The following is a 25,931-nucleotide window of genomic DNA, read 5'->3' on the forward strand; positions in this document are numbered from 1 at the left end:
GAATTTGTCAGTCAGACAGGCTGTCAAAAACAAATCGTGTGAAAACAAATTAAAACTTTATATAGGGGGACACACATCATGAAAAAGCGTGTTTTATTATCTGTAGCTGCTGCAACAGCTCTTACTTTAGGAGTATCTTCTCTAGATGCACAAGCTGCAACAGTACAACCATCTAACGTAAAGGTTCAAAATATTCAGCATTCAAAAGTAATGATGAAACAAATGAGCCAACAAGAATTACAAGCATTCTTACAATCTATGGGAGTTGAATCATTAGCACAATGGCAACAAGGAAACTTCCAACCAAACTGCTTCATTCCTGGTCAACAACCTACTGAAAATGTTGTAACTGAGCAACCAACAGCTAAGCCAGAAACTCAAAAGCCAGTTGAGCAAAAACCTGCCGAGCAAAAGCCTGCTGAAAACAACAATACTCAAAAACCAGCTGAGCAAAAACCAGCTGAGCAAAAGCCTGCTGAAGAAGCAAAATCTTTAAGCGAGTTTGAACAACGTGTTGTTGAATTAACAAACGCTGAGCGTGCAAAACAAGGCTTACCAGCACTAAAAATCGATACTGAATTAAGCAAAGTAGCACGTATTAAGTCTGAAGATATGCAAAAAAACAACTACTTTGATCATAACAGCCCTACATACGGGTCTCCGTTTGACATGATGAAGAAATTTGGTATTTCTTATACATCTGCAGGTGAAAACATCGCTCAAGGTCAACGTACACCTGAAGAAGTAGTACAAGCTTGGATGAACAGCGCTGGACACCGTGCAAATATCTTAAATAACGGCTTCACTCACATCGGTGTTGGTTATGTAGAAAGCGGCAACTACTGGACACAACAATTTATTACGAAGTAAATAGATTAAAAGAGTCTTCTCATAATGAGAAGACTCTTTTTTAAGTTTCATAGCTTTCTATTATGTATGAATAGAAAATATATAACATAAACAACATAGATCCACAGCTTATTACACTAAGCAATACATAAAATCCCCACTCTAAGTTCAAAAACAATGAAAACAATATGCCGCATGCCATCACTTGAAAAATCCGTCTACTCACTAAACAAATTTTTTGTAATTTAATTGGATCTTTTTCTTTTTCTTTTTCTTTGCCTTTTATTTTCTTAAATTCTTTACTCAGCATAAAAAGAAACATACTAATCCCAATCGTTAATCCTGTTTGAAAGGATATCAAATCCCCAAAATTAATAAAGAGGATAAGCGTATGAATAAACAACATAAATAACGTAATTTTCTTTATAAATCCGCCTATAATACCATGCTCTCTTTCATTAAACTTAAATATATTATGTGAAATAATATACAAAAATCCATATGAAAAAATAATAAAACAGGGAATAAATGCTACAACGACTTGTTTACTCATAAACTCGTTTGGCTGACCATTTACATTCCAATGTACTGCCATACGATTTGGTAAATAGGGATAGAGAAATAGAGTAAGTAAAAGACAAGCGAAAAATATTCCCAGTACATACTTATATTTAATCAAGTGATTCTCACCTCTCTTTTCTCTTAACGGCTTCGCTTCTTTTAGAGAAATCCCTGCAAAAATCTACTTTTTTCAAGTTAAAACTTATACTTTACGCATTTTCTTTTTGAAATTCTTTTATTTTATTATTTAACTTTGTAGGAAACGGCACATCAACTTCAATCGCTTCTTTCGTAATTGGATGCAAGAAATTTATCTTCATCGCATGCAATGCTTGACTGGACATATATTTTGTTTGTCCACCATATAATACATCCCCAACTAATGGATTACCATTATGACTCATATGAACACGAATTTGATGTGTTCTACCCGTTTCTAATTGTAACGTTACGAAAGTCGTGTTTTGCTTCTTAAAATACTTTTCTACTTTATAATATGTGATAGCTTGGTCACCTTTTGGAGAAATACGACGCCTTGTAGCATGATGGCGATCCCTTCCGATAGCAGCATCAATCTTTCCTTTTTTCTTCTTTACTTTCCCTTCAACGAGCGCTGCGTACGTTCTTTTAATTTTTCTTTCCATTAATAAGCGATCCATAATTGAACCAGCAATTCTATGCTTAGCAAACACGACACCACCTGTCGTATCTTTATCTAAACGATGAATATGACGCACCTTCGTCTCTAAACCTTGCATTTGAAAATGAAAAGCAACAAGATTTGCAAGCGTCCCGGTTCCACCTTTTTCAGCAGGGTGCGTGTCCATTTGCTCTGGTTTATTTACGATCAGTACGTGATCATCTTCGTATACTACATGTAATTCACCATATTCTGGATCTACACCGTACTCTTCCTCAGCAAACATATGGACTTGTAACTTATCGTTCTCTTTTAAAAGCTCATTCCATCTTCTTTGTTCCCCGTTAACCGTAACACCTTTTTCCATACGAAGCTGATGTAATAGCTTTTTCGGTATTTCCCATTCTACTTTTAATACCGATTCAATACTTATACCATTCCATTTAGCTGGAACGGTAATTTCACACCATTCACCCTTTTTCTTTGTTTCCATACTGTTTATCACCTTATTTCTATTGATTCTCTCATTGTAACGGAAAACACACTTTGATGCACCGTCAAAAATAGAGGACAGTCTTATAATAGACTGCCCCTCAAGCTCTAAGTCTTTTCATTTCTAACAATACTTCTTCAGCTTTTTGTTCATACGATAAATCTTTAAAGAAATCCGCCAACCTTTTATAATCATTGTAAGCATCTAATAAATCGTCCATCTTTTCTATTTTCATCACTTGTTGTTTTTGTTTCATTTTTACTGGATAGCGATAACCTGATACTTCTTGTATTTTGTAATACTCATCCTCTACTTGAACGACCTTTACAAGTTCTTCCTCTTCTGCATCCATCGTATACCCGTCAAATTCTCTAAGTAGTTCATAAATGATATGAGTCCATTCATCTTTTGGATAAAACCCTTTTTCTAACCGATAACCGACAATGCGATACATATGCCCATCGTTCTCGGCAAACTGTACTGTATCATTTAACTTAAACTTAAAATAACGAAACATTGCCTTCACCTACTTATTATGTAATGTTCTTATCACATACTATTTGCAAAATGTAGGCTTTGCTATTCATAAAAAATGCTCATCATATTGATGAGCATTTTTTATGATGCTTTTTCTCTTTTTTTTCGAAATGGTAACCACCAGTTCCAGTCTCCAAATAACTTCATTAAGCTTGGTACGAGCATAAGACGAATAATTGTTGCATCAAGAAATATTGCTAATGCAACGCCAAGACCCATCTGCTTTACTGGTAAAATATCAGTAAATGCGAATGCACCAGTTACAACAATCATTATTAAAGCAGCTGATGTAATAATTCTACTTGTTGAAACGAGCCCTTCTAACGTTGCTTGATCGTTATCTCCTGTTTCTTCATAGAGCTCATGAATACGTGAAATAAGAAATACTTCATAATCCATACTAAGCCCAAATACGAGGCCAAAAATGAAGATTGGTAAGACAAACAGAACCGGACTTGCTTCTAAACCGAAATGACCACCTTCAAATAACCAAACAACAATTCCAATGGTTGCACTTAAACTAAGTATATTCATAACAATTGCCTTAATTGGAATGAGTATAGATCGGAATGCAAATAATAATATAACAAAGGTCGATCCAAATATAACAGACATACCAATTACAACTTTATCTTTAATTTCATCTTCTAATTCTTGTTGAAACGTCGTCATTCCGCCTAGATAATACGTAACATCCGTTTCTTTATAGTTCTTTTTAAAGTCACGTACCCACTGTTTTGCAGTCTCTGTACGTGGTTTTGTTTTCAAAAAGATTTCTATCGTCGTCTTATTCCCTTGCGTGTATGCTTCAAATACAGGAGTTAGTTTCGCTGATTCTGGCGACTGCAACATTCCAACAACTTGATCTGCTTTCATTCCAGTTAACCCGTCGTATAAACTTCTTACTTCATGTACTTTCTTATCATCTTTTAACTTTTGAACGACTTCTTCTATCTTTTGTAGACTTTCTTTTTCTTTCATATCTTTTTTCGTCTCTACAACTAATGTAACATCAGCGTGTGTTTTGACAGTTTCATTAAATGCTTCTTCATACTTTTCATATGCAATCCTTGTATCACTCTTTTCAGGTAAAGCTTCAACACCAGGGAACTGCAAATTAGCTGTACGTAACGGTAATAAGCAAATAACAATAAATGTTGTAACAACAATAATCATTGCAATTGGATGTTTCATCACAAATTGTGCAAATTTACGCCATGCTTTTGCCGGCGTATGTGCTACTTGATTCTTTTTTAATATTCTTTTACCGATTAACGATAATAGTGCTGGAAGAAGTGTGAGTGAGAATAAAATACTCATAATGACAACAATCATTCCGCTAATCGCGACAGATTGAATATAATCTATCTTAAAGAAAAACAAACCGGATAACCCAACAAATACGCATAATCCTGAAAATACAATCGCACGTCCTGCCGTTTGATATGTAATTGCTATCGCTTCTTTTACCGTTCGTTTAGCAACTTCCTCTCGAAAACGGTTCACAAATAATAGCGCAAAATCAATAGATAATGCAAGTCCAATCATCGGTGCAACGTTTAACACGAAAATAGATAGTTCTTTATCAACACCGATGAAATACAATATACCCATCGTACTAATAACACTAAGCGCCCCATTCAAAATCGGTAAAATTGATGCCAAAAGACTACCAAACGAAAATAGTAATACAAGAAACGCAATTGGTAATCCAATCATCTCTGCTACTTTTAAATCATTTTGCGTTCTTTCATTAATCTCTTTATTAATTTTCGGAAACCCTGTAGGTGTTACTTTTAATGCTATATTACTTTCTTTCTCAATCTCATCAGCACATTGTAATGTCTTTTCCATTCGTTCCTTATTTGTTTTCCCGGAAAATAAAATTGTCGCATAGCCGATGTCATCTTGTAGCATTTCTTTATTTTGGATTGGGTGATGGAAAGATTCATAGTTCTCTTTCTCTTGAACATTCTTTACAATTTCATTTATTCGCTTTTTAAATTCCTCATGCGAAGCATCTTTATTTTTCTCAAAAACGAGCAGCAGCGTATCTTGAGACTTCTTAAAATCTTTATCTAAAATTTCTTTCGTTTTTTGATAGTCGCCTTCCGTTTGGAAACCGTCACCACCTAATACTCCCGGTAGCTTTGGAGCAAAAATCCCAAGTGCGATTGCGAGCAACAGTAACGCTACAATTACTGTATAACGAAACTGATACAAAAAGGCTCCTAACTTCCCCCACTTATCAACTTTATGTACATTTGTCTTCACACATTTTCACCTACTTTACATAATTCAATTGTCACTTATACTGTATCACATCTTGATATAAACAAAAAACGTCTGGAAAAACTATAATAATAGTTTTTCCAGACGTTTTTCTATCTCTCTTTATTAAGCCCTAATCTCTCAGTAAGTAAACGATGGTAGTAAATCGCGATAATTAACAAAATACCACCTACGCAGTAACCAGCTAAAATATCAGTTGGGTAATGTACATTTAAAATGACTCTACTTAATCCAATCGATAGAATTACTATACCCATCAAAATCGTTGTGACACATTTCCCAGCTACGCTTTTCAAATTAGCAGCAATGATATAAGTAAGAAATCCAAATGTCATAATCGATAACATTGCATGTCCACTAGGAAAACTATACCCAAGTGCATCTAGCGCTTCATTTAATGACGGACGTTCTCTCTTTACAATCTCTTTTATCCCTTTATTCACAAGATGTGTTATTAAAATTCCCATTGGATATACAATCATCGCAGCATAATAACGCTTCTTCCAAAAAACAAGCAAACTTATAACGAGCGTAGCGACTATCCCAATTGCTGATCCCAATTTTGTAAAGTACGAGAAAAATGTAAGCGAACTTTCCGTTTGTAGCCCTCTTACTAATCCACGGACATATGTATCCATCACTGTAACGCCACCTGCATGTACGCGCCAAGCAACAATACCAAATACAGCAAATAACAAACCGATACACATTACCTCATACTGATGTAACTTCTTCTTCAAACGATTTCCTCCTACTATGAAAAAATGCGATTTCTACTTTAGAAACCGCATTTCCTTGCTTATTTACCTTTTGTTTTTAGCTCTGTCCAGTAACGATCATAGTCTTTTAACTTATCGTCTACATCAACAAGCCATTCTGTACGATCTAACTCTTCTTTCGTTAAGAAAATCATGTGATTATCACGGTATTCTTTACTATGAAGAGGATGAGCTTTTTCATTTGGATTACTGTAACCAATTGACTCGTAGTTTTTCACACTTACTTTTTCATCTAGTAAGTAGTTCATAAATTTCTCAGCAAGCTCTTTATGTTTTGCACCTTTTGGAATTGCTAACGTATCAGCCCAAATTGTGCCGCCTTCTTTTGGTACAACATATTCTACATCTTTATTATCTTTTGCGATAAATGCTGCATCTCCAGACCAAACTGTTCCGATCCAAGCATCTTCTGTAATGAATTTTTGTTTAATGTTATCTGTATCAAATGCTAATAAGTTTGGAAGCAGCTTCTTTAAATCATCTGCTGCTGTCTTTAATTGTGCATCGTCTTTCGTACTGTTTGAGAACCCGTGCTTCTTAAGACCCACTCCTAATACTTCACGAGAATCGTTCAGTAACGTTACATGTCCTTTATATTTCTCATTCCATAAGTCCGCCCAGCTTGTAGGTGCTTCTTTCACATACTTTTTATTGTATGCAATCCCTGTTACACCCCAAGTGTACACTAAAGAATATTTATTCTCTGGATCAAACGCAGGTGTTTTAAAATTAGAAACCATATTTTCGATATTCGGGATATTCTTTTTATCTAACGGAGCTAATAAGTCCATTTTCGCCATTGTTTTAACCATGTAATCCGACGGCTGAATTAAGTCATACTTTGCGCCACCAGCTTGTAATTTCGCAAGCATTTCTTCATTACTTGCGTACTTGTCATAGTTAATTTTCACATTATACTTCTTTTCAAAATCTTTTAGCACTTGCTCATCAAAATTGTCAGCCCAACTATAAATATTTAATTCTTCTTTCTTTTCACCACAACCAGCAAGCACACCAGCAACAAGGCTAAAGATAATTGCTGCGCCAGCTATTCTTTTCATTAATTTCATCGGTTTATTACCCCCTTGTACTTTCTATATCGTTCGTATTATAAAGGAAGGTGTCCTCCAGAGTTTTCTTCACCATCTGCACCTTTGTTCCGGAAGATTTCAGATAAAACCATTAATCCTACGATAGCAACAATTAAAATTGTAGAAAGAGCATTAATTTCTGGTGATACTCCGCGCTTAACCATACTGTAAATGTATAGTGGCAATGTTGTTGATCCTGGTCCTGATACGAAGAAACTAATTACAAAATCATCAATTGATAATGTGAATGTTAATAATGCTGCCGAAATAACTCCCGGTGCAATTGCTGGGAACGTTACATAACGAAACGTTTGCCAAGGTGTTGCTCCTAGATCATTTGCAGCTTCTTCTAAGTCACGTCCCATACTTGAAAGACGCGCAGCTAAAATAACAACAACAAACGAAATACTAAATGTAATATGTGCAATAATAATCGTTGTTTGTCCAAGTTCCATTCCTAACTGACTGAAAAGAATTAGTAAAGATAATCCCATTAAAATATCAGGAATTAAAATTGGTAAATATACAAGGCCATTAATAGCCCCTTCGAAACGATATTTATAACGATGTAAAGCAATTGCAAAGAATACACCAAGTACCGTTGTCACAATCGTTGTTATAACTGCAATCGTAATACTATTTACAAATGCATCAATAACATCTTGTTTTTGAAATAAATCTGTATACCAATGGAATGTAAAACCTTCCCACTCCGCATTAATGCGAGAGTCGTTGAAAGAATAGACCATTAAAACCATCATTGGAAAATACAAGAATAACAAAATTAACCAAGAATAAGAAACTAAAAACTTCTTCATCTTTGCCTATTCCCCTCCGTTCTCATTATATTTATATACTTTCGTTGCACGATAATATAAGTAAATTAACAGAACAGAGAATAGAACAACGATAATCGATAACGCAGATCCAAACGGCCAGTCACGTGCACCTAAGAATTGATTTTGAATAACGTTTCCGATTAATGCTACTTTCGATCCGCCCATCACGTCTGATACAACAAACATTCCGATAGAAGAAACGAATACTAAAATAGAACCAGTCGCAATTCCTGACATCGTCATCGGCACTGTTATATTCCAAAATGCCTTTATTGGTGTTGCTCCTAAATCATAAGCCGCTTCTAGCTTACGCTTATCCAGCTGCTCAATTGCTGCATACACTGGTAAAATCATAAATGGTAATAAAGAATAGACCATTCCGAGTATTACAGAAGGAGTATTATATAATAAATTTAACGGTTCACTAATAATGCCAAGCTTTAATAACAACGTATTCACAAGACCTTGTGAACGTAAAATAACAATCCATGCGTATGAACGAACAAGAAAGTTAATCCAAAACGGGATCGTTGCCAATAATAAAAGAATAGAGCGGTATTTGCGGTCAACAATTGTAATTGTATACGCAAACGGATAACCAATTAATAAACATATTACTGTTGTAATAACTGCGATCTTAACAGTTTCCCATAACGTTCCTAAGTACAATGGATCAAATACACGGGATATATTCTCCAGCGTAAATTGCATTTCTACTGTCCCGTAAGCTCCGCGCTGCATGAAGGCGAATCCTAATACGAATACGAGCGGGATTAGGAAGAAAATTAACAGCCACGCGACTGTAGGTAGTGCGAGTAATTTCCCTTTTTTCAATTTAAGGTCACCTCGTCCTCTTGCTCCCAGCCTACATATACATTATCTCCAATGCTCCACTGCGCTGCCTCTTCAGCAGTTTGATATGCCATTAGTAATTCTGATGTTTTCTCATCACGTACATAAAGCTTCTCCATATTTCCGACAAACTCAATATCTTCAATATGTCCAAGATGGTATTCTTTTAAAATTGGTTCTTCAACCGAACGTACTTTTACATTTTCAGGGCGAATTGCTACATAGCCTTCCCCGTTCTTCACAATATTATTTTCACCGATGAATGTCGCAACGAACAATGTTTTCGGCTTATTATAAATTTCTTTCGGCGTTCCGATTTGTTCGATATGTCCTTTATTCATAACGACAATACGATCGCTCATGCTCATTGCTTCTTCTTGATCGTGCGTTACGTATATGAACGTAATTCCTAAATTACGTTGTAAGTTTTTCAATTCACGTTGCAAGTCTTTTCGTAACTTAAAGTCAAGCGCTCCAAGTGGCTCATCTAATAGTAATACACGCGGATTATTTACAATCGCTCTTGCAATTGCAACACGCTGCTGTTGTCCACCAGAAAGCTTCGCAGGTTTACGATTACGGAACTCAAGTAACTGCGTTAAACGCATTGCCTCTTCAGCACGCTCTTTCTGCTCTGCTGCTGATACTTTCTGCATTTTCATACCAAAACAAATATTCTTCTCTACTGTCATATGTGGGAATAGTGCGTAATGTTGGAACACTAGGTTCATATGACGCTTATATGGCGGCAAATCGTTAATTCTTTCATCATCTAATAAAAGATTCCCTTTAGTTGGAGTTTCAAATCCTGCGATCATACGAAGTAAAGTCGTTTTCCCGCAGCCACTCGGCCCTAAAATTGTTAAAAACTCTCCCTCTTTAATATCTAAAGAAAGAGGTGGGATAATCACTTGATTTCCAAAATGTTTTTCAACTGCTTCAACTTTAATAATCTTTTTCATTTTCCCGTCCTATCTACCTTAAATTTTAAATTTTTATATTCATGAATAAATATTTATGTTCTATAGACTATTTTTTGTTTCGATCCAAACAAAAATGGTTATTTAACAAGCGTTCGTTTCTATTCTTTATGTAGTATGTTTGATTCATTTTCGCATGATACATAACGTCGAACAGAAAAACCCCTTCCATTGCGAAGGGGCTATTATCATACGGCTACGCCTACTGATAAACACCATCATCATTTTAACAACTTTCGTATGAATTTTAAAGCACTTTTTGTAGAAGAGTAACGAATTTTCATGTCGAATGCTGTAGATTGGGCTAAAATGCTTTTATAATGTGAAAAAGTCCGAAAACTTTCTTTCCCATGATAACCCCCTAATCCACTACTTCCAACACCCCCAAAAGGTAAATATGGCGTGGCAAGATGATAGACAACATCATTAATACAGCCTCCACCATATGAAATATTACTCGTCACTTTCTTTTGTACTTCTTTATCTTCAGAAAATACATATAACGCTAACGGCTTCGGATGTTGCTGGATTGTGCCAATTACATCTTCTATGTTGTCGTACTCTATGATTGGTAAAATCGGACCAAAAATTTCATCTTCCATAACAGTATCTTTCCATGTAATATCCGCTAGTACTGTCGGTTCAATATGTAATGTATCTTCCTTATAGTTTCCACCAATTACGACTTGACCATCTTGTAAAAATCCACATAATCGTTCGAAATGGCGCTCACTTACAATACGCACATAATTTTCATTTTGCAAAGGTTCTTTACTATACTGCTCTATAATTTCATGTCGCAGTGCCTCAATTAGCTTTTCTTTCACGGAAGAATGCACATACATATAATCAGGCGCTACACACGTCTGCCCCGCATTTAAAAACTTACCCCAAACAATTCTTCTTGCTGTCATCTCTATCTTTGCATCTTTATGTACAATACAAGGACTTTTCCCGCCAAGTTCTAAAGTGAGCGGCGTCAACTGCTTCGCTGCTGCTTCCATTACAACTTTTCCAACGCCAACACTACCAGTAAAGAAAATATAATCAAACGGTTCCCTCAGCAAAGATGTACTCTCTTCAACGCCACCTTCTACTACTGCTACAAGCTCTTCTGGGAATAATTCATCTAACATTCTCTTAAGCACTTTTGAAACGCTTGGTGTTAACTCTGACGGCTTTAAAACGATTGTATTTCCAGCTGCCAGTGCTCCTACAAGTGGTGCAATTGCTAATTGAAAAGGATAGTTCCACGGTGCAATAATAAGCGTCACACCATACGGTTCTGGCACTACTTTTCCTTTTGATCCCAAATGAGTAAGTGCTGTTCGAACTCGTTTCGGTTTACTCCACGATGAAATATGTTTCAATTGAAAGGAAATTTCTTTTAATACATATCCAACTTCCGTTGTAAACGACTCGTGAACTGACTTATTTAAATCTAATTTCAATGCCTGAAATATTTCTTCTTCAAAATGCTGAATGCCTTCATAAAGCTTCTTCAAATTATTCTTTCGCATTTCGATGCTTCTCGTATGCCCTTTTAAAAAATATTCCTTTTGCCTACTTACAATAGAGGAAATACTCATTCACTCACCTTCTCCCACTATTTTTATCCAATTCTTTCATTATTTATATAGACTTCATATATAACAAATTTCTATTCTTAAGGTTACATTATATATGACTTTTTCAGCTATATAAAATTCATTGCTCACAAAAAAACTACCGAAAGAAAATCTCTCGGTAGTTTTACAGTATTAACGATATAAACGAACAGCACCTGCAGAATTATCATCAGCTTGTCCTACTACTTCAAACTTCAGACCAAGCTTCGGTAAAATACGTCCTGCATCTGGAATCTGTTGATTAATATACGTTTTAGAATCATCAAACTTCGGTACACCTGCTAAACCATCATACGTATACGTTCCACGCGTTGGAGATACGACTTTCCAAGCTGGCGTTTTATCAAATGAGAACGCCGCATCTGCGATTTGGAATCGTGTACTACTTTCCACTGTCGGTTTACCATTTAAAGTTCCTACAATTGCTTCTGGATGAGAATCAACTACACCTAGGAAACCGTGTCCTGGATGTACACCAACCCAGTTATCTGTATAAGCTGAATCTGCATACCATACGACCATACCAGCGTTATATACTGGACCACGTGCAAATTTTAACGCGTTATCTGAACCAGCATAGTTTCTCCACTCAACATAGTAGTTATGGCTTTTCTTCTCTGTTCCGTTAGAAACAGCAAAACCATCTAATTTGAATTGTGGCGTACCTTCTGCGTCATCAGAGAATACTACTTTATCATCTACTGTTAATGAAGCATTATCAAGTAAAAAACCATTTAATGCTAAACCACCATCAGTAATGTAATCAAATGTTAATTTTACTTTCTTACCTTTGAACTGGCTTAAATCATATGATTTGTCAATCCATTTTCCATTTGTCGAATCTGCATTTCCACTATTTGCTTTCTCACCAAGTCTTTCAATTAACGTTTGTTGACCATCTTCCGTTACAGCGTGTACTTCAAGGAAATCATACTCTGCTTCAATTTCATATAATGATTTGAAGTCAAATTTTGCAGTCGTTGCATTTGTTAAATCGAACAGTGGTGTTTCCATCTTCGTATGAAGATCATCACCTTTTGTGCTGTAGTAATACTGTTTTCCGAATGCCGGTTCAATTGTTTTTATATCTTTGTCTGGTAAGTTAACACGAATCATACCTGGACGGTTAGATTTCGTAACACTTTGGTCTAAATATGTTGCTAGGCCGATACCTTTATTTAATTTCTCGTAATCTACTTCTACGATATTTGCCCAGTTACCACCGATTGTTTTTTGGAAAAACTCTTTATTTTGTGGTGATAAGCTCGTTGGTGTTGTACCTGCAATTTTACCAGCCCAGCTTCCGCCACTCATGATAGACCAAGCTTGAATTGGCTCACCAGCACCGCTATATTGTGTATCATACTCATCTGGTAAACCTAAATCATGACCATATTCATGCGCGAATACACCAACTGCTCCATCTTCTGGTTCAATTGTGTAGTCGAACGCTGCCATCTTTCCACCCCAATATGGAACTTTCGCTTGTGTACCTTCAATTGCGAATGGTTTTGGTCCAACTGTCCAGCGATGTGACCAAATTGCATCATCACCTAATTTACCCCCACCTGCTTCTTGTCCAACACCTGCATGAATAATCATTAAGTGATCAATTAAACCATCCGGTTGATTTTTATTTCCATCACCATTTACATCATATTGATCAAATTGATCAAACTCTGATAGATCAAGACCGCTATCTACAGCTGCTTTTAATGCATCTTTTACTAAATCACGTGGGCCTTTTGGTCCTTTATTATCATGACCGCCGCTAGCAGCATCTGCACCGTAATCAGCAGCTTTACCAGGAACTGTTAACCATTTTGTAACTGTTCCGTCCACTGTGTAACTACCACCAGATTGCTCTTCGTAATATTGTTTAAACGTTTCAATTTTACTTCCATCATCTAATGTAAACGGCTCGTTGCCGAATAACATTTTTTCATAATGTTCTTTATTAAAATCGTTAGAATACATATATCCAGGCTCTTTGTCGATATTATTATGTTTAAAGTCAGCGTACTCTACAAGTAAAACGAGTACTTTATCTTTACGAACTTCACCGTTATAGTCTTTTTGTTTCGCTGGAGAAGTTGGTACTTTACCATTTAGACCGCCTTTAACTGGGCCTGTCGCTGCAGGTGTTCCTGTTGCAGGGTTATCTAATTTTTCTTTCGTGTCTGCTTTCGCATCTTTCACTTTCTTTAAAAAATCAGATGCTTCTTTCGTAAGTTGATCCCCATTCGGTACTTCTTTCCCAGGATTTTCACCCTTTTTGTTCTCTACATACTTTTCGACAGCTTTCTTTGTTTCTTTCTCTGAAGCTGACGAATCAATTACCCCACGTTTTTTTAGCGCATCTGCTAAACGTTCTTCCGGAATTAAGTGATCATCAACTGGGCTCGTAGCCGTTTTATTCGCAGGCGTTTCAGCATATGCAGATTGAGTGCCAGCCCCGAATGAAAGGCCTAATACAGCTGTTAAAGCGATTGATGACAAAACTTTGAACGGTTTCTTGTTCATCCCTTATTTCCTCCCCTAATAAATAATATGTATTACAAATTGAATTTTATTAAAAATTCAATATTTTTTCAATATTTAGTCATATTATGTAATATTTTTAATATATTTGTAAAAATTTCATAGTTAGCATACGAATATATCACAATTCAACAATATTTTCTGAAAATATTGAAAGTTTTTTATCGAACAATTTATAATTTCCATAGAGGGAGTTTAATGGGGATTTTATCTTTGTTTCATCTACACAATATTTGATAATTCACTATATAAAACACAAAATCCAATTGCATTATCATGTATTCTGTAGCAGCAATTATGACCGATAATTAGGGAGGAATTACATTTGTACAAAGATAAGACAGACGCACTGGATCAAGAATGGATTGATTTAATACTTGAAGCTCTAGATGCTGGTATCGCCATGCAAGACATCGAGCAATTTTTCCAACGTATGAAGCCATCCAGTCAGGCTCAATAGGTTTGTTCTTTTTAACGAAGTTTATGTTATAATAATGACATCATAAGACAACTACATATTGATAGAAAGGTGCGCAAATATGATTGGAGAACGTATAAAACGCCTTCGTTTACAAAAAGGGATTTCATTAACTGAACTTGCCGAAAAAGCTGGCGTTGCTAAATCTTACATTAGTTCTATAGAACGAAATTTACAAAAAAACCCTTCCATTCAGTTTCTTGAAAAGATCGCAGCAGTTCTACAAATTCCAGTTGATACTTTACTTCATGATGAAACAACAAAGGAAACTAACCTAGACTCCGAATGGACACAACTCGTTAAAGATGCAATGAACTCTGGTGTCTCCAAAGAACAATTTCGTGAATTTCTTGAATTTACAAAATGGAAGCAAAATAATAAATAGAAAGAAGTGCTTACAAGTAGCACTTCTTTTTCTTTATAAAAAAAAGCGGGGGATACCCGCTTTTTTATTATTTTTCTTCCCCAGCTTCTTGGTTAGCATTGAATGTCCATTCTAAATTCAATGTATCACCTTGGAAGATATTTTGATCTTTTCCATTATCTACAAATTCAAATTGTACCCATAGATAATCCTCTGTACCAGCTGCTAATCCACCCTTTTCTCCCCACTCAGGAGCAAAGATGTCTTTAGCTAAAAGATCTGGATCAACTTTTTGTAAGTCTGCTAAAGTTGTTTCGTATACAGGCTCACTTTGTTTATCCCAGTTCCAAAGGAATTTTACTTTAACGTGCTTACCAAAGTCTTCACCAGCATTATCACCTTTTGCATCTTTAACAGTATACTTTGTTGCTAATTTAACATCTTTAATAGTTAACGAACCGCTGTTTTGTAATAAGAACTCTTTCTTAACAGAATCCCCTGGTTTTAAATCTTTAATATCTACAAGCGTCTTAGGGTTTAATGTAAGGTCTAACGTCCCAGCTGCAAATGTATTGTTTGATACTTCTTTATCGCTAAAGAATGCAAATGTTCCTCCACCAATTAAAGCTAACCCCAATGCTGCTGATGCAACTCCCATACCTAATTTCTTTTTCAGACTCACAATCAATTCCCCCTAGCTTTTTTTTATATTTTTATCACTTATTTTTCAATAAGAGATGTAAAGAAAACTATATTAGCTTAGCTAATATGTGTTCTTTTTTAAAAACCTTATGTTCATTATAACGAACAATCCTATATAAACACAACACATATTTATTAATATTTTCAGTTATTTTTATTTCTCAATATTATTTAGACTTTTCAGAAAAAATGATGATAATTTATAACTTTTTTCACACTCAAATCATTTAATACTATAAGAAAAAAGAAAAACAAAGAGGTGAGGGCTAACGTTCCCTCACACTCGTATAAATATTACTAGTCTTGCTTATTCGTTCACTCTCTCTTACACCACATTCTTGTTTTCTAGCTGTTTCACTAAAGCAGTTCCTCCGCTTTCTTCTGCTCTTCTAGCTTTTTCTGTTCTTCCGCTTTCTTTTGCTCTTCTACTTTTTTCTGTTCTTCTACTTTTTTCTGTTCTTCTACTTTTTTCTGTTCTTCTACTTTTTTCTGTTCTTCTACTTTTTTCTGTTCTTCTACTTTCTTCTGTTCTTCGGCTTTCTTTTGTTCTTCTACTTTCTTTTGTCCTTCCGCTTCAATTGCAACGTTTAATTGTTGCTGAAGAGCCTGAATTTGCTCATCAATAGCTTTCAAGCTAATTTCTTTCTCAATATAGTCACGCTTCTCTTTGATACTGCGAAAGCCTTCATTTACATATATGGACACTTGCTGCATCGACTCATCTTTATTTACCTTTAATTCTTCTTGTATTTGATTGTAAGGAGCTTCTATTTCAGTATATACATTTTGCAGAGCTTCCTTCTCAGCAACAATTTTCTCACGCCCTTGTTGCCATACAGAAATCGCCTGTTTTATTTCTTCAATAGAAGTTGCTTTCGATTTCCCCTTCATCGTTCCATACTCACGCTCAATAAACTGTTTATGTTTCTCAGATTGCTCTTTTAACGTATTAACTGTTTTCGGAAATATAATTGCTGTAGAAAGCGTCGCTTCTACTTTCGTTTCATGAATGAACGCCGCTTCTGTATGCGTCATAATTTGAGATCCTAAATAAAACGTAATAGAACACATACACGGCAATATAAGCATCTTTTTAAAATTACGCGGTCTTTTCAGCATCTTAATCTCTCCCATCGAACATTACGTTCTTTATACAGAACATTATCTATATTATAGTAAAGAACTATTAAAATTGATAGACAAATACTAGAAAAATAGAAAAAGGGCTATCCATGTGATAGCCCTTTTTATTATTATCTTTCTTCACCTGCTGTTTGTTGTGCATCAAACGTCCAATTTAATTGTAACTTATCGCCTTGGAATTGATTTTGATCTTTTCCATTATCAACGAACTCAAATTTCACTTTGAATTTATCAGATTTACCTGCTGAAATACCTTTTTCATCCCAGAACCAAGCCGATAAATCATTATCTACAGCTGTAAGTGTGTCACCTTTTAATTTATCTAAAGTAGTTTGTTTCACAATTGTCTCATGCTTATCTACATTTTTTAAGAATGTTACTTTAATATGTTTACCAAAATCATCTTTATTATCTTTCTTTACATCTTCTACATTATAATCTGTTTTCAGTAGAACCTTTTTAATATCTAAAGAGCCTTTATTTTCTAGTTTAAATTCTTTTTCAATTGTATCCCCAGGCTTTAAATTCGATACGTTAACAACTGTTGATGGATTTAATGCTAAATCCAGTGTTCCAGCCGCAAATGTATTGTTTGACACTTCTTTATCACTGAAAAATGCAAATGTTCCTCCACCAACTAAAGCTGCTCCTAATACTGCTGATGTAATACCCATTCCTAATTTTTTCTTTAAAGTCATGTCCATATCCCCTTAATATATATTTGTTAACTTCCTAAACGGAAAGTATAACCAAACGAACTAGACGGATTGTTCTACTTTTTTATCTTTCTTTTCTCCGTCAATGCTACGAATAGCACCAAAAATAGAAATAGCGGAATAACCAAGCAAAAAGACTCCTGGAATAATAAGAAGTAATGCTGCTCCTGCTTTCGAATTCGCATAATTCAGTAAATAACCAACATATGGAACTGTAATATCTGCATACTTTCCAACTACATTTTCTGCAAGTACTGGCTCTAAATCTGGTCCGTTGTTGTTATCCCCTTTTGTTTCATACATTACTTTTCCATTTGTATCTTTCACACCGATAATACGGTGAGTGATAATTTTTTGATCTTTCTCTTTAAAGGTAATAACATCACCTTTTTGATATTTAGAACCATCTTTGTTTGGTTCTATTGCAATGATTGATCCTGTTAAAAACGTCGGCTCCATTGATCCTGAAAGAACGCTCTTAAATTGATATCCCATCACTGTCGGATCACCACCGCTTGCTTTTGAAGAAATAACTACAAAAGCTAAAAAAACCATCAATGCAAATAAAACAAATGAGATCGCGTTGCTAATTATCTTCCATATTAATTTCATCGTCTCTCTCCCTCTCCGTTGTTTTATATTATTTGAAGTATGCAATATCCATTGCGTTCTTTAACAAGAACACAAGTAAATGATATAACGAACTTTAAGTTATTGCAATAAGAAAATTTACAATTATTAGTTATTTAAGATATATAAAAAAGACTGTGCCAAAATTTTACACAGTCTTTTTATTAGTAATTTATTTACCTTCTGATTTCATTCCTTTTGTATTTCGGCGCAACACTACATATAAAATTGCTCCAAATAATACAATCGCACCTATCCCAACACTTATTACTTTCATATTTGAGTCTTTTACTTCAGGCATAGTTGTATCTTTTTTAGGCATCGCAAAAGTGACATCTTCTGTTGAAAGAACATTTACCGTCGCAATTGTTTGATTATTTTTCGTAATATCAACTGCACCAACTACCTCACCACGATGTATTCCTTTATGATATAAAGATTCTTTATCTAATGAAGCCGCCCGGAAAATAGTTTTCACATTTTTCCCTTCATCTTTCTTAAGCATAAGCTCTGCACTTTGTTCCAACTCAGAATTAACATCTTTATTTAAATATGTTGTTTTTTGATGCCAATTATGTTTATCAAGCACCATTTGCTTCGTAAATTGACCGAAAGAATAGTCCGCCATCTGCTTCAAATCTTCATAAATTTCAGGTCTTTGAGAAGCCATTACTACGCTTATAATACGATTTCCATCTTTCTCATTTAATAAAACAAGTGTATTACGCGCTTCATTCGTAAACCCTGTTTTACCGCCAATGCTATATGGATTTTCAAAAAAATTAGATTTATTAAAAATAGACACCGTCTGCATAGACGTCGTAACTGTCGTTCTTTTCGTATTCATCGCTTGTAAAATTTCAGGATACTTTTGCACACCCTTCGTAATCATAGCCATATCATACGGCGTCGTATAATGGTTCGGATCATGTAATCCATTCGGTGTTACAAAGTGGCTATCTTTCGCCCCTAATTGCTTCGCTTTCTCATTCATCATATTAGCGAAATTCTCAACACTCCCGCCAATCCGCTCCGCAATCGCATACGACACATCATTCGCACTCAGCACCATTAAAATCATAAGCGCAGTATTTCTATTAATTGTCTCTCCAGGTTGAAACTCAATTTGATAATTACTCTTCTCTTGATCTAATGCTAATTGTGAAAATGTAAATTGATCCTCTGGCTTTGTATGCTCCATGAGTAAAATCGCTGTTAACACCTTCGTCGTACTAGCAGGATATGCTCGGTGATATGCGTTTTTATCATACAAAACATCTCCTGTTTTCGCATCAATTGTCGTTGCAAACTGACTAAAAACATTCGGTCCTTCCGCAGGTGGTGGTGCAACTTGTTCTGGATTTACTCCAATATTCGTCTCAGCACGCAATGTTATGGGCGTCAAAAAAAACGAACAAATAACTGTAATAAAAACCAAAATTTTCTTAAAATTTACCATATGACTCTCCCTTTTCCATTTACTCCTTAACAAAATAATAAATCTACCAATCATATGTAATTTGTATTATATTGGAAGAAATTTCACTATTTTTTACTATATCATACTTTTACGATAAAGAACATAAATATACAATAAAAATAAGAAGGAATTACTCTTTCTTATCCTTCTCATCAATCAACGAATCTATTAACTTTTGACTAGCTTCCTCGGGCGTAATCTCATCTGTTATTCCCATAAACGACCAACCTTTAGAATCGACCCACTCAACAAACTCTTGTAAAAATTCATCATGTGTAACATCCACATCAAGAATCGATCCATTAATCGAAATCGTTCTATTTTTAGACACGCGCATCTTGAACGTTTTTCTTACCATTACAACTTTTCTCCCTCTACTTCTGAATATTTATAAAGTGAAACTTTCATCAACCCTCACGAATCGGACTTTTACGGCCATTCCAACCCGAACCTAACTTCTTTACTTTTGCTGAATTTCGAGGTAAGGGATCTTACTGCCCGCAAATAGCGAGATAAAATAATCATGTATCTCTGTTATACATGATTTTCAGTAAATTGTAAAAAGGATATATTGGCCAATTTAAATAGCAAAAATAAAAATCTCTTACCTACGTAAACGTAATACGACATACAATCGCTCATAAATTATTAAATAAATCCATAAAAATATACACTTTAAAACATAATTGAGTAAGCCATTCTAGTCTTTTGGAAGATATTATCTAAAATAGTATACTAAACGGATAAAGGATATTTGAATAAAGAAACTGAGGCCCTCTATTTAGCTGGATTCTTAAGTTGTAGACTTAAAGACTGATGCCTGAATTCATATTTAATTTCTATTTCTGTACATCATATCGTAAGAAAGAAGGTAGTACTGTGAAAACAACAGAAAATTTTACTGACAGGGCCGATATATATGCAAAATATCGCCCTAGTTATCCTAATGAATATATTGATTACTTGCTTTCAGCTAACCAACTGAAAGGGAATCGGATTGTGGCTGATATTGGTTCAGGTACGGGGATATTTAGCCACCAGCTGCTTGAAAGTGGTTTACATGTTATTGGAGTTGAACCAAATGATGATATGAGGAAGATCGCTGAGCAATCGTTAAAACTATATTCTCGTTTTCAATCCATAAAAGCAACTGCTGAACATACCACTTTAAAAGAAAATAGTGTAGATTTAGTAACTGTTGCCCAAGCATTTCATTGGTTTAATAAAGAGGCTTTCAAAATCGAATGCCAACGAATTTTAAAACAAAAAGCAAATGTTGCACTTGTTTGGAATAGTAGAGATTTAACTAGTCCACTTATTAAAGAGAACGCAGAAATTTGCCAGAAAACCTGCCCAACCTTTAAAGGATTTAGCGGTGGAATAGATGAAACTCCAGAAGTATTTAACAGCTTTTTTAAAGATGGAAAGTATGATTTTAAAGAATATCAAAATGATTTACTTTTTGATTATGAAGGGTTTTTGGGAAGGAATTTATCAGCATCTTATGCTCCGAAAGAAAATGACGAACAGTATAAAAACTTTATTTTTCTCCTATCAGAGCTATTCGAAAAATACAGTAAAGATGGAAAAATTATTCTCCCGAATTTAACGCGAAGCTATCTAGGCAATGTATAAACAGCCTGATACAAAGAGACTTTGAACGGAATTAAAACAAGCCTAGCCCCTTCCTGAATGTAGAAAGAGGTTAGGCTTGTTTTGCATTTTACCACATCAAATTCAAATGACTTTCGTACAATAAAGTAGAATATATTAGAAAACACCTTAAACTGAGGAGGAACTCAATGGCGCATTGTACGTATTGTAAAACGAAATGGAAAGTAAAAGATGTATGGTCAATACTCGTGACATTTGAAAAAGATTGTACGTATTGTTTTGGGAGGCAATATCTATCAAAGAAAACAGTGAACGCTATGCCAGAACTTATAAGCTTACCTTTACACTTCTTGTTCCCTTTTCTTGTTGATTTGAGTGATGAAGGTCCTTTGGATTGGTATCGGAAATAATATAACCTCTACATCCAAAGACTACTTTCTACTAAATTCGCTTCTCATCATTATCCCTTCATACATTACTCTCATAATCGCTTATACTTTCCCTTTTAAAGATCCCATAGCTCAACAGGAAGAGCGTCCCCTGAACAAATTTTATCAATTATGACTAAAAAAACAGTGATATATGTATACTGTTAAACATAAAAAATTAGCATTAGGTTCCAATTAAATATTAATTGAAACCTAACACTACTTGTATTCTGTAATTCAGAATACAAGTAGTGTTTTTATTATGCATTTTTGCATACAGTATTGTTTTCTCTTGTAAATAGATAATAATGGTATATAATAAAATCAACGTTTTACCAATAAAAGGTAATAAAGAGTAGTGGGATAAGCAAATACCCAAAACGTATTAACAGATTTATTCTATGTAAATCATGATACATATATGGAATCAAAACTATGAAATTTTATGTAGAGATTAGATTACTACAAGATGAAAGATTCATAGCGAATAAACTTAAGGAAAAAACGTTCCATTAGATTAATGTGATATCTATCGAACGAATTGAGAATATACTTAGGGGGAATTTCAAGTGAAAACATTTAGTAAAGTATTATTAACAGGAGCTTTAGCTTTAGGCGGTTTAACAGCTATGAACATTGAAACACCAAAAGCACATGCTGACGAATGGGATGGTTGTCATTACATTTGTGGTCCTGGTGAAACGGTGAACGGTGTTACAGTTCAGGTACACTCTACACAAGTTACTTTTGGTAACAGCGTAATTGCAAGAATTACAAATGACCGAGCTGAAGAAATTCATTACAATGTCAGCCTTGAAAAGAAATATGGCGATAGATGGGGAGAATTTGAAACCAACTTCCGTTGGCAAAATCAATGGGTCCCAGCTGGAAGCAATGATGAAATTGCAACTTTCACAGGATATGGCGATGATATTTATGAGGATGGAACATATCGTTATAAAGTCGAAATAAAAGGCGCTGACGGTTCTATTGATACAATTTACACAGCAGGAATGACAGTTACAGGACGATAGCTTATGAACAAGCTCCATTATTTATGATTGTATTTTTGAAAATATCATTGATAATTGCGTTGATATTATTATTAAAATAAGCTCTTCGGGGCTTATTTTTTTATACAAAAATTAGAATATAAATATTCAGAAAATTACATCTTTACACCATTAAAGTTTGTTGCTATTATAGGAATACATCAAATGTTACAATACCCAACAAATTGTACAAATCCTCCGATTACACGAATGAAATGAAAATACATTGCTGATGGTAACATTTATAGTTGGGATCCCGTAGCTCAGCAGGGAGAGCGCCACCTTGACAGGGTGGAGGTCGTGAGTTCGAGCCTCTCCGGGGTCATATAAAAAAGAGACACCATATCAACCTTCTACGTGATATAGTGTCTCTTTTTTATCTCATTCAATTACTTCCCACCAAACATCTTCTCCAAAGACTTTGCATTGGCAAACAATACTTCTTTCAAGTTATCGTCAGCAACGATTTTATAGTCGTCATCTTTGTCTTTCTTTAAGTTCAATGTAACTTCGCGAGTTGCCATTGCTGCATCTTTATCCGTTAAGTTTTTGATGATAGTTGAGGTCATTGTTTTTTCGATCGCTTTTTCAGATTGTTCTTTGTCTTCGCTAAATGCGCTAGCGAAGGCCATTGGCATAACTTCTCCCACTGCTTTTGTTACAGCAACGGATAGATCAGCAGATGTAATTTTCACTTTCACTTCTGCTTTGTCATCCTTTTTCGATACTTCTTCTAGCTTTTCAAATTTAAAGTTCTTTGTAATTGCACTTAGCATTGCTTTTGCCTCAGCATCATCTGTTTTTTCATTTAGTTTATTAAATTCCTTGTCACTCTCAACAAATGTACGAGCTTTTTCTATATCACCTTTTTGTATCGCTGTTAAAAATTCTTCTGTAGTATCTTTCGGATTTGCACACCCTGCTAAAACACCTGCTGTTGATCCTACTACCATCATTAATAGCAATAATTTCTTTATCTTTTGCACGCTCATTCTCCTCTTATCTTTTCTAGTAAGTCAGCATCATACAATATTATGAAACTGACATTACAAACATTTTTTAGTATAGCATTTATATGATTCGTTTTCTATTAATTCCCAAAAGATAAAGGGCCTTGCAGCATTCCTACAAGGCCCTCTTCTATCAATCTGTATCCGTAGCACAAATGAACCACATTTTCTGTTCCCTACTATCTAACACCATCCAAGTAACATCCCACGCAACATCGTAAAACCAATCTGTCCAAGGGCGATAGCTTTCGAACACTTTAATATCTTCGTATCGATCTTGGAACATATATTGACATACATTGACTGCTAATTGTTTTGCGATAACTGGTCGTTCCTTAAACCCTTCATATGCTCCGCCCCACAAAATTTGCGCAGCAATGCTACCATCAAGCATAACTGCCAGCTGCTCTTTAAAACGAAACTTATATTTGTCTGATGTATGTATTTTTAACTCTTCTAAGTTATTGATTATGTCTAAAGAGTTGAAGATTCTTCTAAAGAAGTGCTCATGTCCATCTTTCGAATGTGGTATTTCTTTAAAAAAATTTTCGTTATGCACTTTAAAACAGCTTATTATTGTTCCACCAATTAAGTTTTGTTCCTTAAACGTGTTTATAAGTTGCTCAACAGATGAGTCATTCGTGTCTATTTTTTCAAACGTTCCCTCTTTCCATCTCATAACGCCCACTACTCTCTATTAAAAATTTGTTTCTTCATTATAAATAGCAAAATAAAAACCAGCAACTTTAAGGTTGCTGGCTTAGCTCTTATTCATATTCGAAAAAACAATAACAACTGCTCCAAACAAATAATGCCCTACTACCATCCACATACTCCAATCAAAAATCATAAACGATAACCAAAGCGATATATTAATAGCAGTAAATAATAAATATAAAATGAAATCTCTCTTTTGCATTGCTCCTCTATTCATCAAAATGTAAACGGCACCGATAGGAGGAAAAGACAAATATTTTTCTTAACGACCACGAATACTAAATTACTGTCTACAAAAGATTCTCCTTTTCATCACAATACCTGCTTCGACATCGGCCTCACTACCCTATATTCATCACTATAAGCTTCCTTTATGATTAAAGGCGGATATTCACTTTTTTCTTCCTCAATCATTGTGAATACTTCTGTTTTCTCTTGTAATGTATTAGATTCTCTATTTTTAGTAGGTTTTTTACTTGTTTTAATTTCCCTTGTTACTTCGCCAAGTTTTCGCCCAACTTCTTCTACTTTGGCAGGTTCATTCGTAACATAATATTCTTGTTCGTCCCATACTAATATAGGTGGCACTTGTTCTCTTTTGTTACATATTATATAAGTAGTACTAGCTACAAGTAGTAGACAAGTTAATAAATAGAAGATAGTTTTTTTATTCATATACTACACTCCTTATCTATCATTTCATTGGATTATATAATATAAGTTATTTATAGTAAATGGAATTAATGGTATTTTTTAGGTTGAATAATATAAAAAAACCTTACCGAAGTAAGGTTCCGTTTTTACATTCTATAGTGACTGACTTATTAAAACAATCATTACAATAATCGCTATAAGCATAACAACTAAACAGGCGATTAATTTATAAAATCCTCGTTTCGTTAACGTCCCGCCTTGAACGTCTTTACGAATAAATAAGAATACGGCTAAAAATAATACAAGCCCAATGCCAAAAGCATACATCATTTGCATATGTTAATCTTCCTTTCTCTCTTCCATCTTAATATCTTTTTGATAAAACAACAAATGAGATAAAAACTGTACTCATCGTAAGTGCCATAAGTATATTTAATAATTCAGTAGCAGAAAGTGTAAGTATTTTTAAGTTTAAGCCGATAGAGAAAAGAAGATAATATGCCGTTAATGCAAAAAAGGTTACAAACATTCCCTTATAACGAATAAGTTTCATTCGCTCGTCTTTTTCTTTAAATTGCGGGTGCAAGTAGCTTAGACAGAAACTCATAATCATCATCCCAAGCAATGGATACGTTATGGTTGGCGGTGCAGAATGCGTCATTATACCTGTTAATATCATAAATCCACTCATAAATAGAAAAATAATCCCCATAATTACAAAGTACTTTTGTGAATAATTCATCCCTATTCCCCCTCGTATATTAATATTTAAGCCCTATCTCAGGCTTAGTTTTACTCTCTAATAAGAGTCCAGTAATAAAGAAAATACTTGGACGTCTCAAGATATTTCTAGATAATGGT

Annotated in this window: 28 protein-coding genes, 1 tRNA gene and 1 pseudogene; 7 read left to right on the forward strand and 23 right to left on the reverse strand. The window is 34.7% G+C overall.

The features are described 5' to 3' along the window. Positions 1-78 precede the first annotated feature (78 nt). Positions 79-870 (forward strand): CAP domain-containing protein, encoded by a 792-nt coding sequence (locus MR168_RS04190; RefSeq protein WP_086411853.1) that lies wholly within the window; start codon positions 79-81, stop codon positions 868-870. Between the two features lie 40 nt (positions 871-910). Here the strand turns inward: MR168_RS04190 and MR168_RS04195 are convergent, their stop codons facing one another. The 11 genes from MR168_RS04195 to inhA1 all read right to left on the reverse strand — a co-directional run bounded on the left by MR168_RS04195 (position 911) and on the right by inhA1 (position 14,064). Next, complete coding sequence (locus MR168_RS04195) at positions 911-1,528, reverse strand: DUF1648 domain-containing protein (protein WP_000599004.1); 618 nt, start codon at positions 1,526-1,528, stop codon at positions 911-913. A 91-nt stretch (positions 1,529-1,619) separates the two neighbouring features. Next, complete coding sequence (locus MR168_RS04200; protein ID WP_000448349.1) at positions 1,620-2,543, reverse strand: RluA family pseudouridine synthase; 924 nt, start codon at positions 2,541-2,543, stop codon at positions 1,620-1,622. 100 nt (positions 2,544-2,643) lie between these two features. Continuing rightward, entirely contained in the window at positions 2,644-3,060 is a 417-nt protein-coding gene (locus MR168_RS04205) for a hypothetical protein (RefSeq protein WP_000490301.1), read from the reverse strand. 101 nt (positions 3,061-3,161) lie between these two features. Next, positions 3,162-5,354: an MMPL family transporter gene (locus MR168_RS04210; protein ID WP_086411854.1), complete on the reverse strand. Its 2,193-nt coding sequence runs from the start codon at positions 5,352-5,354 to the stop codon at positions 3,162-3,164. Positions 5,355-5,464: 110 nt separating this feature from the next. Beyond that, positions 5,465-6,112 carry a phosphatase PAP2 family protein gene (locus MR168_RS04215; protein ID WP_000727792.1) on the reverse strand — a complete coding sequence of 216 codons (648 nt, stop codon included), beginning with the start codon at positions 6,110-6,112 and terminating at the stop codon, positions 5,465-5,467. A gap of 59 nt (positions 6,113-6,171) precedes the next feature. Further along, complete coding sequence (potD, locus tag MR168_RS04220) at positions 6,172-7,221, reverse strand: spermidine/putrescine ABC transporter substrate-binding protein PotD (protein ID WP_086389282.1); 1,050 nt, start codon at positions 7,219-7,221, stop codon at positions 6,172-6,174. A 38-nt stretch (positions 7,222-7,259) separates the two neighbouring features. Continuing rightward, complete coding sequence (gene potC, locus MR168_RS04225; RefSeq protein WP_000714192.1) at positions 7,260-8,060, reverse strand: spermidine/putrescine ABC transporter permease PotC; 801 nt, start codon at positions 8,058-8,060, stop codon at positions 7,260-7,262. Positions 8,061-8,066: 6 nt separating this feature from the next. Next, positions 8,067-8,915 carry a spermidine/putrescine ABC transporter permease PotB gene (gene potB, locus MR168_RS04230; RefSeq protein WP_000715500.1) on the reverse strand — a complete coding sequence of 283 codons (849 nt, stop codon included), beginning with the start codon at positions 8,913-8,915 and terminating at the stop codon, positions 8,067-8,069. After that, positions 8,912-9,895, reverse strand: a complete 984-nt coding sequence (potA, locus tag MR168_RS04235; protein ID WP_000720333.1) for a spermidine/putrescine ABC transporter ATP-binding protein PotA — start codon at positions 9,893-9,895, stop codon at positions 8,912-8,914. The genes potB and potA overlap by 4 nt, the downstream gene beginning before the upstream one ends. Positions 9,896-10,134: 239 nt before the next feature. After that, positions 10,135-11,502: an aldehyde dehydrogenase gene (locus MR168_RS04240; RefSeq protein WP_086411855.1), complete on the reverse strand. Its 1,368-nt coding sequence runs from the start codon at positions 11,500-11,502 to the stop codon at positions 10,135-10,137. A 171-nt stretch (positions 11,503-11,673) separates the two neighbouring features. Continuing rightward, positions 11,674-14,064: a M6 family metalloprotease immune inhibitor InhA1 gene (gene inhA1, locus MR168_RS04245; protein WP_001035937.1), complete on the reverse strand. Its 2,391-nt coding sequence runs from the start codon at positions 14,062-14,064 to the stop codon at positions 11,674-11,676. A gap of 343 nt (positions 14,065-14,407) precedes the next feature. Here inhA1 and MR168_RS04250 point away from each other — a divergent pair, with 343 nt between their 5' ends. Further along, entirely contained in the window at positions 14,408-14,542 is a 135-nt protein-coding gene (locus MR168_RS04250) for an anti-repressor SinI family protein (RefSeq protein ID WP_000276219.1), read from the forward strand. A 79-nt stretch (positions 14,543-14,621) separates the two neighbouring features. After that, entirely contained in the window at positions 14,622-14,945 is a 324-nt protein-coding gene (locus tag MR168_RS04255) for a helix-turn-helix domain-containing protein (RefSeq protein WP_000578884.1), read from the forward strand. Between the two features lie 67 nt (positions 14,946-15,012). On the opposite strand, the gene calY is transcribed toward MR168_RS04255, so the two are convergent. From calY to MR168_RS04285, 6 genes are all read right to left on the reverse strand, one after another. After that, positions 15,013-15,606: a biofilm matrix protein CalY gene (gene calY / locus MR168_RS04260; protein ID WP_000053714.1), complete on the reverse strand. Its 594-nt coding sequence runs from the start codon at positions 15,604-15,606 to the stop codon at positions 15,013-15,015. 377 nt (positions 15,607-15,983) lie between these two features. Further along, entirely contained in the window at positions 15,984-16,760 is a 777-nt protein-coding gene (locus MR168_RS04265; RefSeq protein WP_242291197.1) for a DUF4047 domain-containing protein, read from the reverse strand. Between the two features lie 119 nt (positions 16,761-16,879). Continuing rightward, positions 16,880-17,467, reverse strand: a complete 588-nt coding sequence (locus MR168_RS04270) for a CalY family protein (RefSeq protein ID WP_000172852.1) — start codon at positions 17,465-17,467, stop codon at positions 16,880-16,882. Positions 17,468-17,527: 60 nt separating this feature from the next. Further along, complete coding sequence (sipW, locus tag MR168_RS04275) at positions 17,528-18,097, reverse strand: signal peptidase I SipW (protein ID WP_000767792.1); 570 nt, start codon at positions 18,095-18,097, stop codon at positions 17,528-17,530. A 190-nt stretch (positions 18,098-18,287) separates the two neighbouring features. Further along, positions 18,288-19,574 (reverse strand): D-alanyl-D-alanine carboxypeptidase family protein, encoded by a 1,287-nt coding sequence (locus MR168_RS04280; RefSeq protein ID WP_069604300.1) that lies wholly within the window; start codon positions 19,572-19,574, stop codon positions 18,288-18,290. A gap of 151 nt (positions 19,575-19,725) precedes the next feature. After that, on the reverse strand, positions 19,726-19,953 hold the full coding sequence (locus MR168_RS04285; RefSeq protein WP_000251856.1) for a hypothetical protein: 228 nt from the start codon (positions 19,951-19,953) through the stop codon (positions 19,726-19,728). A 521-nt stretch (positions 19,954-20,474) separates the two neighbouring features. Between MR168_RS04285 and MR168_RS04290 the strand changes: the two genes are divergently transcribed. The 4 genes from MR168_RS04290 to MR168_RS04305 all read left to right on the forward strand — a co-directional run bounded on the left by MR168_RS04290 (position 20,475) and on the right by MR168_RS04305 (position 23,014). Then, positions 20,475-21,230, forward strand: coding sequence for a class I SAM-dependent methyltransferase (locus MR168_RS04290; protein WP_069604301.1), 756 nt, complete (start codon positions 20,475-20,477; stop codon positions 21,228-21,230). 167 nt (positions 21,231-21,397) lie between these two features. Beyond that, positions 21,398-21,619, forward strand: a complete 222-nt coding sequence (locus MR168_RS04295; protein ID WP_086411857.1) for a hypothetical protein — start codon at positions 21,398-21,400, stop codon at positions 21,617-21,619. Between the two features lie 587 nt (positions 21,620-22,206). Beyond that, entirely contained in the window at positions 22,207-22,671 is a 465-nt protein-coding gene (locus tag MR168_RS04300; RefSeq protein ID WP_048534153.1) for a hypothetical protein, read from the forward strand. 270 nt (positions 22,672-22,941) lie between these two features. Continuing rightward, positions 22,942-23,014: transfer RNA gene (locus MR168_RS04305), tRNA-Val, on the forward strand. A 64-nt stretch (positions 23,015-23,078) separates the two neighbouring features. On the opposite strand, the gene MR168_RS04310 is transcribed toward MR168_RS04305, so the two are convergent. The 6 genes and pseudogenes from MR168_RS04310 to MR168_RS04335 form a co-directional block, all read right to left on the reverse strand. Then, positions 23,079-23,675 carry a hypothetical protein gene (locus tag MR168_RS04310; protein WP_140159364.1) on the reverse strand — a complete coding sequence of 199 codons (597 nt, stop codon included), beginning with the start codon at positions 23,673-23,675 and terminating at the stop codon, positions 23,079-23,081. A gap of 157 nt (positions 23,676-23,832) precedes the next feature. Continuing rightward, positions 23,833-24,378, reverse strand: coding sequence for a hypothetical protein (locus MR168_RS04315; protein ID WP_001267333.1), 546 nt, complete (start codon positions 24,376-24,378; stop codon positions 23,833-23,835). 81 nt (positions 24,379-24,459) lie between these two features. Further along, a pseudogene (locus MR168_RS04320) lies at positions 24,460-24,673 on the reverse strand (hypothetical protein). A 55-nt stretch (positions 24,674-24,728) separates the two neighbouring features. After that, positions 24,729-25,091, reverse strand: a complete 363-nt coding sequence (locus tag MR168_RS04325) for a hypothetical protein (protein ID WP_001036583.1) — start codon at positions 25,089-25,091, stop codon at positions 24,729-24,731. A gap of 132 nt (positions 25,092-25,223) precedes the next feature. Continuing rightward, complete coding sequence (locus MR168_RS04330) at positions 25,224-25,406, reverse strand: DUF3976 domain-containing protein (protein ID WP_001178291.1); 183 nt, start codon at positions 25,404-25,406, stop codon at positions 25,224-25,226. A gap of 28 nt (positions 25,407-25,434) precedes the next feature. Continuing rightward, positions 25,435-25,812 (reverse strand): permease, encoded by a 378-nt coding sequence (locus MR168_RS04335; RefSeq protein WP_086411859.1) that lies wholly within the window; start codon positions 25,810-25,812, stop codon positions 25,435-25,437. Between the last annotated feature and the right edge of the window lie 119 nt (positions 25,813-25,931).

It is taken from the genome of Bacillus cereus group sp. BfR-BA-01356 (assembly GCF_022663635.1).
GTDB lineage: Bacteria > Bacillota > Bacilli > Bacillales > Bacillaceae_G > Bacillus_A > Bacillus_A cereus.